Genomic DNA, 11,939 nt, shown 5'->3' with positions numbered 1-11,939 from the left:
AATTTCACCAGCAATTCTAGTGATGAATTTTCTTTAAAAAAGAATGTAAATCATCTTCAAGCTCGAAGAGTTTTTTAAGCAGTTCCTGGTAATAAACCGGAAAAAGGCCGGGGATATCCGCCTCAATTTTTTCAATATGTTCATTAATCCCGGTAGCTCCTAAAAATCCAAAAACAGGTTTGGTCTTGTGAAATTTTTGTTTGATCGCCGTTGTTTCTCCTAAATCGTACAAAGGCATCAGGTTTTTTAAATCCTGAATATTCAGATCAATGACCAATTCAATTATTTCGTATATCAGTTCGAGGTCCTGATCAAAATAATGATAGATCATGTCCGGTTTGATCTGTTTGTACATATAATCAGGCTATTGACAGTAAGGAAAAGGAGATAAATAAATATAAAACTGGTAATCTACCACTAGATAAACGAAATATTAGTACTCAATAGATGTATTGACGGGGTAAAAGATTAATAAATTTAAAAAAAAAATCATGGTTGGCATTAAGGCGACGATTAAAATTTTCAGGGAAGCAATGAATTCAAGTGTTCAAAAACACTAATTTTGTATTTGCTTTGGAACTATTTTGTAGATCAGAAGTTTTAACAAGAGCAGCGTTCAAATCGTTATTCAATGAATAGAAATAAATGGATATTCCTCATTTTTGGATTAATTTTTATGATTATCATGGTTTTGATTGGGATAGACATGTCTTCAAAAACCACCTTTCCAGGTTCGAAGGGAAATTTGAAAGAAAGAATCGAAAATAATCAGCCGTGAATTTTTGAAAATGGGATTTTTATTACCTTTTGAGTTATGCATCAATTAAAAATTTCACGCTTAGTTCAGTCATTGGTTGCTGCCGAAAAGGACCATGAAATAGATTTTCAAGTTCCGGTGAAACCAGCGCTTCTTGAGGGGAAAGGGGAGGAACTACTAAAAGAAGCTTATCGGGGACTCCAGGGTCGGGGAGAATCCCCTGTTTTACGTCAATTAAAAGTGCCCGTCAAAGTAGGTCAGCATTTATTGATATACGATGATACCAACCACTTTAATCGGTATCGCCAGAACACCTTAAAATCGGAACTGTACCGTGTATTTCAATTCTCCTGGCATTCCGGCTACCTTCGCATGTGTCGTTCCCACGAACGGGAATGCCTACTTTCTGGTTTGCAGGAAAGGGTTTGGACTGGGCCACCACTTGCATCCAACTGTTTTGGAACAGGAGAGGAACCCGGGATCCTGACTGGAAACGGATCACCCGGTTGGAAACTAACTGCCTACAACGATTTGCAATACGATTTGATATCCCGGTTGCAGGGTTATCGGCTAATCCGCATTCCTGCCTACGAAAACCTAATGATAGGCGGTCGTCTTCAACGAATAGATAAGCTACTGCTTCAACCTAATGAGGCTGCCTTGCAGGCAATCGGTACCTGGTTGATTAGAAAAATGAACTGATCAGGGGAACAGACCAAACAATTCACGGTCGATCCTGCTCACTATTTCTGAAAAATGATCCCAGTTTTCTGCAAAATTCAAGGTGTTGACGTCGACTACCAGTAGTTTTCCATGCTTGTACCCTCCAATCCATTTTTCGTAATGATCATTGAGGCTTTTCAGGTAAGCTATCTGTATGCTTCTTTCGTAATTTCGCCCCCTTTTTTCAATTTGATCTACCAATTTAGGAATGTCCGCTTTCAAATAAATCAATAAATCCGGTGGACTAATAAATTTTTCCATAGACTGATACAACTCCAGGTAATTTTTATAATCTCTATTGGAAATCAGTTCGGTCTCGTGCAGGTTGGCGGCAAAAATATGTGCATCTTCATAGATAGTCCTATCCTGAATGGTAGAAAGCGGGCTTTCTTGTATTCTTTTGACCTGATTGAATCGGCTGTGCAGGAAATAGACCTGCAAGTGGAAAGCCCATTTACGCATGTCTTCATAAAAATCTACCAGATAAGGGTTATCTTCCACGGACTCAAATTCGGCTTTCCAGCCATAATGTCCCGACAATTTTTTTACCAAAGTAGTTTTTCCACTTCCAATATTTCCTGATATAGCGATATGCATTTTTAAGTTTTAATTCAATAATGGTGCGAAATTACCCTTTATTTCAAATTTATTTTTAATTTTAAAACAGCCTTTTTAGAAAATTTGCTAATCATATCATAACTCAACATACCCTCAATGAATACTTCCCGACAAATGGTCTATTTTACCTGTTAACAAGTAAACGTATTATGAATCAACCAACCGAAGGAAAAGAAAATGAATTAAAAAAGACCCTGGGCCCCTTTATGCTATGGGGATTGGGAGTGGGTTATGTGATATCAGGGAATTATTTTGGATGGAACATAGGATTGGCGGAAGGGGGTACCTGGGGAGCAGCCATTGCCATTTTTTTTATCATTCTCATGTATATCACTTTCACCTTTAGTTATACCGAAATGGCCTGTGCAATTCCCCGGGCAGGCGGGGCCTTTTCCTATGCGGAGCGGGGACTGGGCAAGCAACTGGGCTTTTTAGCCGGGATGTCCCAAAATATTGAATTCATCTTTGCGCCTCCAGCCATTGCATCTGCGATTGGGGCCTACTTTGGGATATTTTTTCCGGAATGGGATGTGCTATGGATTGGTATTGGAGCCTATCTAATCTTTACCTTATTGAACGTTGTCGGTCTGCAGATTGCGGCAACTTTTGAATTATTTATTACCGTCGTGGCCGTCCTGGGACTTTTGTTTTTTGCAGGAGTTACCCTCCCGGAGTTCGATGCAGCCAATCTCAACGTCAAGGGATTTCATAAGGGATACATGGGTATCGTAGCAGCCATTCCCTTTGCGATCTGGTTTTTTCTGGCCATAGAGGGGGTAGCCAACGTGGCCGAAGAAACCATCAATCCACAAAAGAATATTTTGAGAGGGTTCGGTTCCGCACTTTTGACTTTAGTGATTCTTTGCGTTCTTACCTTCGCCTCGGCCGTTGGCGTGGGAGGCTGGGAAGCCATCGTATATCCGGATGAGACCGGAATCGCTTCTGATTCGCCCCTACCCCTGGCAATGGAAATGGTCGTTGGATCCGATCATTCCTACTATCATTTGTTATCTTTTATTGCGCTATTTGGCCTGGTGGCTTCATTTAACGGAATCATTCTGGCCGCCGGAAGAACTACCTTTGAATTTGGCAGGGTAGGATATGCTCCAAAAATCATTGGAAAAGTCAATAAAAAATTCAAAACCCCCGGAAATGCCCTTCTTTTCAATATGATTATTGGAATCATTGCGTTGCTTACAGGAAAGACGGGTGAGATCATTACCATTGCCGTCTTTGGGGCTTTGGGCCTTTATATCTTATCAATGATTGCCTTTTTCTATTTGCGCAAGAAGGAACCTGATCTAGAACGACCTTTCAAGGTCCCCGTGTATCCCTTATTCCCTATGGTGGCATTAGTCATCGCCAGTATTTCCATGCTGGCGATGATTCTCTATAATTTTATGCTGGCCCTGCTGTTTTTTGCTATGTTAATTGGTTCTTACGTGTTTTTTAGAATCTTTATTTACAAACCCTAACTTGACATGATCCCCACAAAAGAAGAAGTCATCCGCGAATTAAAAAAACGGTCCTGCGAAAAGGTAAAATTGGCCATCGTTGATATAGATGGCGTGTTGAGAGGCAAGTTAGTTTCTTTGGATAAATTCATTTCCATATTGGATGGAGGCATGGGGTTTTGTGCCGTCGTTTTTGGCTGGGACATGGAGGATAAGTCGTATGATAACGTGTCTGTAACCGGCTGGCATACTGGCTATCCTGATTTTAAGGCGAGTATTGACTTATCCACGCAGCGTAATATTCCCTGGGAAAAAGACTTACCTTTCTTTTTAGCCGATTTCCACCAGGATAATGAGCATGGAGGATTGGTTTGCCCCCGTTCCCTTTTACGAAAAATAAAGCAAAAATCACTGGATGCCGGGTACAAGCCACTTTTTGCTCAGGAATTTGAATGGTTTAATTTTGAAGTGACGCCTGATGAATTTGCACAGGGAAACGGGTCTTTACCCAAAGCCATGACACCTGGAATGTTTGGGTATTCTCATCTTAGAGCATCTTTGAAGAGTGATTTCTTTCATGATCTCTTTGACCTATGTGGCCGTTTTGGAATTCCACTGGAGGGCCTGCACACCGAGACAGGTCCGGGGGTATATGAAGCGGCCATACAATATAGTGAAGTACTCCTGGCAGCTGACAGGGCTACGTTATTCAAGACCAGCGTCAAAGAGATTGCTTATAAACATGGTCTTATGGCTACATTCATGGCCAAGTGGACCGAAACCTTGCCCGGTAACGGTGGACATGTACACCAAAGTATTTGGGATCCCAGCCTCGAAAAAAACTTATTTTATGATCCAAATGATACTTGGAGTATGAGTGATCTGATGCGGCAGTATATTGCCGGGCAGTTATATTGTCTGCCCCACATGCTTCCCTTATTTGCTCCCACCATCAACAGCTACAAAAGATTGGTGGAAGGTGCCTGGGCTCCGACGACGCTGACTTGGGCCCGGGATAACCGGACCACGGCGCTACGGGTGCTATCCGGGGGGATAAAGTCTACGCGGCTGGAAACCCGGGTCATTGGCTCGGATGTAAACCCCTACCTGGCCATGGCCGCCTGTCTGGCTGCCGGTCTTTATGGCATCGAACATCAATTGGATCTTGATAGACCCGCTACGGTTGGGAATGGCTATAAGGACTATTCCAATGGCTCTATTCCCACCTCTCTCCAGGAAGCAACTGTAGCTATGAAAAATTCGGAAGTGGCGCATTCCCTTTTTGGAAGCGATTTTGTGCAACATTTTTGCAAGACCAGGGAATGGGAATGCAGGGAATTTGCCTCAAAGGTAACGGACTGGGAGCGAAAAAGGTATTTTGAAATTATTTAACGGTAAAGTGTCCTACAAAAACGAATAGTTAAAATTATTTATGAATTTTCAACAAAAGTATACGTTCAGTTTTCCAACCGTCATCCGTTTTGGGGCCGGAGTTGTTGCCGAATTAGGCGACTATTTAAAAAGTCAACATCTTAGTAAGCCCCTGCTGGTGACAGATCCCCTGGTAAGGGAGTTGGATTTTTTCACCAAAATTATCTCCCGGTTGGAGCAGGCAGGAATATCCGTAGAAGTATTTTCGGAGGTTCATAAAAATCCGGTAAAGTCCGATGTTCTAAAAGGTAAAAAAAGCTACCAGGAAACCGATCGCGACAGCATCATCGGCATAGGGGGAGGAGTAGGGCTGGATGTGGCCCGGGCCATTGCCCTAAGTATCAACCACCACCGGGATTTGTTTGATTACGATGATTTGATCGGAGGAGACCAATACGTAACCGAACCCATACCTCATTTTGTGACCATCCCTACGACGGCTGGTACAGGGAGTGAAGTGGGTAGAAGTGCGATTATTTCTGAGGATGAGAGCAAGAAGAAGCGCATTCTTTTTGCCCCTTCACTCATGGCAAAAATTGTTTTTGCGGATCCCGAATTGACTATGGACTTACCGGCTTTCGTAACCGCTGCTACCGGAATGGATGCGTTAACTCATAATATGGAGGCCTATTTATCGAAAAACTGGCATCCCATGTGCAGCGGTATTGCTTTAGAAGGTATTCAATTAATCGGTAAGTCCCTGGAAAAAGCTACACTTCGCCCGGATATAGAATCCCGAAGCAACATGCTTATGGCTTCCATGATGGGGGCGGTTGCTTTTCAGAAAGGCCTGGGAGTGGTACATAGCCTTGCCCACCCGCTTTCAAGCTTATTGGATACCCATCATGGATTGGCAAATGCTGTCAATTTACCTCAGGGGTTGGCATTTAATTATGGAGGCTCTGAAGAAAAATTTGATCAAATGGCCCTGATGCTCGGCCTTAATAAAGGGGAAGGTTCTCAACTTCCTGTATACATAGCTAACTTAAATGCCAGGTTGGGCCTTCCGGCGAACCTTACCTCCATTGGTGTGCTGCCTTCTCATATCGCTACCTTGTCTGATTTAGCCTTTGCCGATTTTTGCCATCCCAATAATCCCAAGCCTGTTAGTCAGTACGATTTTGAAATCATGTATACCAACGCGTTGTAAGTCATGGTCAAAATTGGAATCAGTGCTTGCTTTATGTACCCCGATCCGTCGCGGGTGGTTTTTGGACCAAAAAATCTAGCCTACGTAGAGGGCGATATGTTTAGCTATGTCTCTCAGGAGGGGATTTTGCCTGTGCTTATTCCGGATTTGCCGTTTGAAAAATTAACGGGGATTCTGGAAGAACTGGATGGCTTTGTTTTTCAAGGAGGTACTGATCTGGCTCCCCAAACCTACGGCGAAGAACCTGTTGTTTCAGGCAAGTGGCTGGGAGATCCCTATCGGGATGCGTACGAATTGAAATTAATGGATTATGCCATCCAAAACAAAAAGCCGGTTCTGGGTATTTGCAGAGGCTTCCAATTGTTGAACGTCTATTGTGGGGGTACGCTTTATCAGGATATTACCCATCAGGTACCGGGTTCAATTGTGCATAGGGATGCGACTTTATATGATCAATTGACCCACAGAATCAAAATGGAACCCGGGAAAACCCTGGAAAAAATTTACCCTGAGAAGGCAACGGATACTGTAAATTCGGTGCACCATCAGGGGATAAAAGTCCTGGGCAAAGGTCTGGAAGTGTTGGCAAGTTGCCAGGAAGATGGCATGGTAGAAGCCGTTCAGGTTAGCGGGGCTCCAGACCTGAATGTCATAGCGGTTCAGTGGCACCCGGAATTCTCTGTGGGGAAAAAGCCACCTCATTTAGATCCGCTTCGATTGTATGCGTATTTTGTAGAAAAAGTAAAAAATCAACAGTAAATATGGATATTATAAACCCAGCCACCGAAAAAGTGATTCAATCGCTTAACACAGATGATCAAAATTCGGTAACCAAGAAGATACAAAAGCTTAAAGCAGGACAACAGGCCTGGAAAAAGGTTCCAGTAGAAGAAAGGATAAAAATACTTCTTAGCTTTGGAGACCTGGTTAAGGAAAATCTGGAAATGCTTGCTGAAGTCCTTACCTCAGAAACCGGAAAGCCGATGGAGCAGTCCAGAAATGAGATAACGGGAGCACATAACCGGATCGTCCATATTAAAGAAAATGGATTGCGCTGGCTGAGCAGGGAAACCATCTCGTCAAAAGGAGCGGTTACCGAGGAGATCGATTACGAACCATTAGGAGTTATCGCCAACATTTCTGCCTGGAATTTCCCCTACAATGTGGGGTACAACGTCTTCCTGTATGCCTTGCTAGCTGGAAATGCCGTTGCATATAAACCGTCAGAATTTTCCAGCTTAACAGGACTGAAATTCAGGGAACTGTTATGGAAAGCGGGCGTTCCTAAGGATGTTTTCGAATGTTTTGTAGGGGGTGCTGCAGTGGGAGAGATGCTTCTGGAAGCCGATTTGGACGGGTATTTTTTTACAGGATCGCATCGGACGGGCAAATACATCGCCCAAAAGGTTGCCTCCAAACTGGTACCGGTTCAATTGGAATTAGGAGGGAAAGATCCGCTTTACGTGATGGATGACATAGCAGATGTGGAACAAGCGGCTGTGAATGCAGCAGAAGGAGCTTTTTACAACAACGGTCAAAGCTGTTGTGCGGTGGAGCGTATCTATGTTCATGAAAAGATTTACGATGATTTTGTCCAGGCTTTTGTTTTAGAAGTTGCCTCCTACAAGATGGGTGATCCGCTGCAGAAAGGAACCTATATTGGGCCGGTAACCAGAAAGGAGCAGCTCGAGGTTTTCCAAGATCAGGTACAAGATGCCATCGCATTGGGGGCAAACCTTCAGACAGGTGGCAAGCGAAAAGAGGGTAAGGGGTACTACTGGGAGCCTACGGTGTTGACAAAGGTAAATCACCAAATGAAGCTGATGCAAGAAGAATCTTTCGGTCCAATTATCGGGATCCAATCAGTGAAAAACGATGCGGAAGCGGTTTCCCTGATGAACGATACAACTTATGGATTAACGGCAGCCGTTTTTTCAACCGATAAGGAGCGCGCTATGAACGTGTTGGACCAACTGTCTACGGGGACAGTTTACTGGAATTGTTGTGACCGGGTAAGTCCAAACCTTCCCTGGACGGGACGAAAGAATTCCGGTTTGGGGGTTACGCTGTCCTATCAGGGGATTCGGGCTTTCACCCAACCAAAGGCTTACCATCTGAAACCCTGATACCTGGGGAAACCCAGCGGCCTACTTTATAGAATTATTAAATTTTATTCATTTTGTTTATAATAAAGTAAACGAGATATTTTTTTGATAAAATTTAATTTTTACATTTTTGAAAAAGGTTTAGAAAATATTATGAAATGTGTTTATATTTAAAAATAGTGAGATAAGACAGACTTATTGGCAAATTTATTGGATAAGATTATGTGTTCTACGTAAATTTCCTCGGTAAATGCTAATACGATTCTCGTTATCCTATTGAACCTACATTTATTTTCGGAATTATTCAATTCCCCTCTATTTAATTCCATACCAATTCTAAATTACCGATTATTATGAAAAAATTGCTACTTTGTTTGGAGGGTCGATTTTTCAGTTCCTGTGCGGGACTGGGAATGCTGATCCTGGTATTGCTATTGGGCAATACCGAAGTACTCCGTGCCCAGTCGCGTACAGTCCGTGGGCAAGTAACCGAAAGTTCGAGTGGAGAACCGATTTTAGGAGCTTCTATCTTATTAAAAGGTACCACCAGAGGAACCGTCACCAATCTGGATGGAAACTATGAGCTCGAGGTACCGTCAGATGAGGCGGTGTTGGTATTTTCCTATATCGGTTTTCAATCGCAGGAAATTACTGTTGGAAATCAATCCACCTTGAATGTGGCGTTGGAATACTCATCAGAGGAATTGAGTGAAGTGGTGGTAACTGCCCTGGGTGTTGAAAGAGAAACCAAGGCCCTGGGATATTCGGTTCAGGCGGTAGATGGAGACAAGTTTACCGAAGCCCGGGAGACAAATGTGATAAACTCCCTCAGTGGTAGAGTGGCGGGTGTACAGATTACCAATTCTTCCAGTGGGGTAGGTGGATCCTCCCGGGTAACCATTCGTGGTGAATCTTCGCTGAATATTAATGCAAATCAACCCTTATTCGTCGTAGATGGCGTTCCCATTAGCAATAATATCGTGGGTTCATCTGGTTCTGGTAATCAGCCTGTAGATTATGGTAATCCGGCAGGGGAAATCAATCCCGACGACATTGCTTCCATGACCATACTAAAAGGGCCAGCTGCTGCGGCATTGTATGGTTCAAGAGCAGCGAACGGAGCCATTCTTATTACCACCAAATCCGGAAAAAATGTGCGCGGATTGGGAGTAAGTATTAATTCCAATACCACCTTTGATACCCCATTGAAGATGCCCGATTGGCAGGATAAATACGGACAGGGTAATAACGGATTGTTTGCTTTTGTGAATGGAGCAGGTGCAGGCATTGCAGACGGGGTGGATGAAAGCTGGGGTCCCGAAATGGATCAAGGCAACTTAATTCCCCAATTTGATTCTCCCAGGGATGTTCCTGGTTTTCGTGGAGGGGATCTGAATGCCCCCGCAGGCAGTACCATAACGCCAACCCCCTGGGTATCCCAGCCCAACAACATCGATGATTTTTTCCAGACTGGAGTGACATTATCCAATAACATTGCCATTGCTTCCGGAAACGAAAAATCCAATTTTCGGTTTTCATGGACTAATTTGGATCAAAAAGGCACCGTTCCCAATACGGATTTGAAAAGAAACACACTGGCATTCAACGGGATGAGTCAAATAACCGACAGGTTAAGCATCACCACCGCCATCAATTACCAAAACTCAGTAAGCGGCAATCGGCCAAATATCAGCTATGGTACGGAAAGTCTTATGTACCTATGGATTTGGTATGGTCGGCAAATCAATACTGGAAACCTGAGAGATTACTGGATGCCAGGCTTGGAAGGAAGGCAGCAATTCAACTATAATTACAATTATCATGATAATCCGTATTTTAATGTTTATGAAAACACCAATGGGCAGTCTAAAGACCGGGTTTTTGGAAATGTAATGGCCAATTATAAGATTACGGACAAATTAAATTTGATGGTTCGTACCGGCCTTGATCTTTACAATGACCTTCGGGATAGAAAAAGAGCCTTTAGTACCCAACGTTTTCCGCTTGGAAGTTATAGAGAAGATGCGGTTTATTTTAGCGAACGAAACACCGATTTCCTGCTCACCTATTCTGAGACGGAAAATGTAAAATGGTCCTACACCCTGTCGTTAGGAGGAAACCAAATGGTGCAGGAGAACCGGTATACCCAAACCGTGGCTCCGCAACTGTTAATACCAGAAATCTATAATTTCACTAATACAGCAGTAAACCTGCAGGTGGACCACATGGTATCGGAAAAAAGAATCAATTCCTTCTATGGGTTCGGTCAGATTGGCTATAATAATATATTATTTCTCGATATTACCGGCAGAAATGATTGGTCCAGTACCTTACCAGTAGGTAACAATAGCTACTTTTATCCCTCGGTTACGATGAGTGCCATCATTTCGGATATGGTGACGTTGCCGGATGCTTTTTCTTTTGTTAAGGTAAGAGCTGCCTATGCAGAAGTAGGTAATGATACCAATCCCTACAGTCTGACGAATGTGTTTAACCCGGCCACTGCCTGGGGTTCGATTCAAAGTAAAACCGAGTCCAGCAGACTTGCCAATGCGGATTTGAAGCCTGAAAGAACGTCTTCTATGGAGTTTGGCACTGATATCAGGCTTTTAAAGGGGCGAATAGGCTTGGACTTCACCTATTACGATAACCGTACAAGAAATCAAATCATTCCCATAGAACTGGATATCTCTACGGGTTATGCGAGCCGTATTATCAATGCCGGAGAAATTCAAAACAATGGAATTGAATTGGTATTGTCGGGTAGCCCTGTCCAAAATGTAAACGGGCTTAACTGGAATGTGATGGCTAATTTCACCAGAAATCGCAGTAAAGTCCTGGAATTGACGGATGATTTAACTTCCTACTCCATGGTAGGCAGAAATGGAGCGACCATACAGGCTCGAATCGGTGAAAGAATGGGCAATATCTACGGAAGGGGATTTGCTCGTGTGGAAGATGCTAACAGCCCTTATTTTGGACAAATCATACACAATACAACAGGAACACCCATAACCTCTCCTGACCTTGTACTTCAAGGAAATTATAACCCTGATTGGATGCTGGGAATTCAGAACAATTTTAATTACAAGAGATTCACATTTGGATTCCTTTTCGACATTCGTCAGGGGGGTATTGTGGTATCCAGAACGAAAACCATCGGTAGTACCTCCGGTCAGCTAGAGGAAACATTGCTCGGAAGGGAAAATGGCTACGACCTGGAAGTCGCAGGAAATGGGATCATCAGCCCCGGTGTGATTCAGACCGGAGAAGGTAATTTTGTTCCCAATGATATTAAAATTAGTTCCAGAGACTGGCACAACAGATACTACGAAAGAAGTAATGTAGAAGCCGCCAAATATGACGCCTCGTTTACAAAATTGCGTGAGGTGACGCTGGGTTATACCATTCCGGGAGCATCTATGGGGAAATTACCTTTTCAGGAGGCCCGATTTTCATTGGTAGCAAGAAACGTGGCTTTATGGACTGAAAATCCCCATTTTGATCCTGAAACAATGGCTATGAGTGGTGGTACGCTGATTCCTGGAGTGGAAGATATGGCATTACCTTCATCTAGAAGCATAGGTTTTAACCTTAACCTTAAGTTTTAACTACTAAACGGAAACGAATCATGAAATCGAGCATGACCGAAACATCACACAGTGTGATGATTATCAACCATGCAAGATTCCATGTGGCCT

Annotated in this window: 9 protein-coding genes; 7 read left to right on the top strand and 2 right to left on the bottom strand. The window is 43.3% G+C overall.

Going from position 1 to position 11,939, the window contains the following annotated elements; translation table 11 throughout:
- Positions 1-16: 16 nt before the first annotated feature.
- On the bottom strand, positions 17-355 hold the full coding sequence (locus GKS34_RS04000; RefSeq protein ID WP_163383494.1) for an Hpt domain-containing protein: 339 nt from the start codon (positions 353-355) through the stop codon (positions 17-19).
- Positions 356-814: 459 nt separating this feature from the next.
- Here GKS34_RS04000 and GKS34_RS03995 point away from each other — a divergent pair, with 459 nt between their 5' ends.
- Positions 815-1,459, top strand: coding sequence for a DUF7255 family protein (locus tag GKS34_RS03995; RefSeq protein WP_163383493.1), 645 nt, complete (start codon positions 815-817; stop codon positions 1,457-1,459).
- Here the strand turns inward: GKS34_RS03995 and GKS34_RS03990 are convergent, their stop codons facing one another.
- Positions 1,460-2,077 carry a deoxynucleoside kinase gene (locus GKS34_RS03990; RefSeq protein WP_163383492.1) on the bottom strand — a complete coding sequence of 206 codons (618 nt, stop codon included), beginning with the start codon at positions 2,075-2,077 and terminating at the stop codon, positions 1,460-1,462.
- A 170-nt stretch (positions 2,078-2,247) separates the two neighbouring features.
- Between GKS34_RS03990 and eat the strand changes: the two genes are divergently transcribed.
- The 6 genes from eat to GKS34_RS03960 all read left to right on the top strand — a co-directional run bounded on the left by eat (position 2,248) and on the right by GKS34_RS03960 (position 11,849).
- Entirely contained in the window at positions 2,248-3,573 is a 1,326-nt protein-coding gene (eat, locus tag GKS34_RS03985; protein ID WP_163383491.1) for an ethanolamine permease, read from the top strand.
- A 6-nt stretch (positions 3,574-3,579) separates the two neighbouring features.
- The gene (locus tag GKS34_RS03980; RefSeq protein ID WP_163383490.1) at positions 3,580-4,944 is read left to right on the top strand and encodes a glutamine synthetase family protein; all 1,365 of its coding nucleotides are present in this window, start codon (positions 3,580-3,582) and stop codon (positions 4,942-4,944) included.
- A gap of 40 nt (positions 4,945-4,984) precedes the next feature.
- Positions 4,985-6,133, top strand: coding sequence for an iron-containing alcohol dehydrogenase (locus GKS34_RS03975; protein WP_163383489.1), 1,149 nt, complete (start codon positions 4,985-4,987; stop codon positions 6,131-6,133).
- Positions 6,134-6,136: 3 nt separating this feature from the next.
- A complete protein-coding gene (locus GKS34_RS03970) occupies positions 6,137-6,892 on the top strand; it encodes a gamma-glutamyl-gamma-aminobutyrate hydrolase family protein (RefSeq protein WP_163383488.1) in 756 nt (251 codons plus the stop codon).
- A 2-nt stretch (positions 6,893-6,894) separates the two neighbouring features.
- The gene (locus GKS34_RS03965) at positions 6,895-8,259 is read left to right on the top strand and encodes an aldehyde dehydrogenase family protein (protein WP_163383487.1); all 1,365 of its coding nucleotides are present in this window, start codon (positions 6,895-6,897) and stop codon (positions 8,257-8,259) included.
- 332 nt (positions 8,260-8,591) lie between these two features.
- Positions 8,592-11,849, top strand: a complete 3,258-nt coding sequence (locus tag GKS34_RS03960; protein ID WP_163383486.1) for a SusC/RagA family TonB-linked outer membrane protein — start codon at positions 8,592-8,594, stop codon at positions 11,847-11,849.
- Positions 11,850-11,939 lie beyond the last annotated feature (90 nt).

Origin of the sequence: Cyclobacterium jeungdonense, from assembly GCF_010994275.1 — a bacterium.
Taxonomy (GTDB): Bacteria; Bacteroidota; Bacteroidia; order Cytophagales; family Cyclobacteriaceae; genus Cyclobacterium; species Cyclobacterium jeungdonense.
The sequence above is the reverse complement of the archived record's forward strand: the minus strand, read 5'-3'. Positions and strand labels throughout refer to the sequence as shown.

Bases quoted from the DNA above. Each gene is read 5' to 3' on its own strand.
- GKS34_RS03980 (WP_163383490.1), top strand. From the start codon at position 3,580: ATGATCCCCACAAAAGAAGAAGTCATCCGCGAATTAAAAAAACGGTCC.
- GKS34_RS03975 (WP_163383489.1), top strand. From the start codon at position 4,985: ATGAATTTTCAACAAAAGTATACGTTCAGTTTTCCAACCGTCATCCGT.
- GKS34_RS03995 (WP_163383493.1), top strand. From the start codon at position 815: ATGCATCAATTAAAAATTTCACGCTTAGTTCAGTCATTGGTTGCTGCC.
- GKS34_RS04000 (WP_163383494.1), bottom strand. From the start codon at position 355: ATGTACAAACAGATCAAACCGGACATGATCTATCATTATTTTGATCAG.
- GKS34_RS03960 (WP_163383486.1), top strand. From the start codon at position 8,592: ATGAAAAAATTGCTACTTTGTTTGGAGGGTCGATTTTTCAGTTCCTGT.
- eat (WP_163383491.1), top strand. From the start codon at position 2,248: ATGAATCAACCAACCGAAGGAAAAGAAAATGAATTAAAAAAGACCCTG.
- GKS34_RS03970 (WP_163383488.1), top strand. From the start codon at position 6,137: ATGGTCAAAATTGGAATCAGTGCTTGCTTTATGTACCCCGATCCGTCG.
- GKS34_RS03990 (WP_163383492.1), bottom strand. From the start codon at position 2,077: ATGCATATCGCTATATCAGGAAATATTGGAAGTGGAAAAACTACTTTG.
- GKS34_RS03965 (WP_163383487.1), top strand. From the start codon at position 6,895: ATGGATATTATAAACCCAGCCACCGAAAAAGTGATTCAATCGCTTAAC.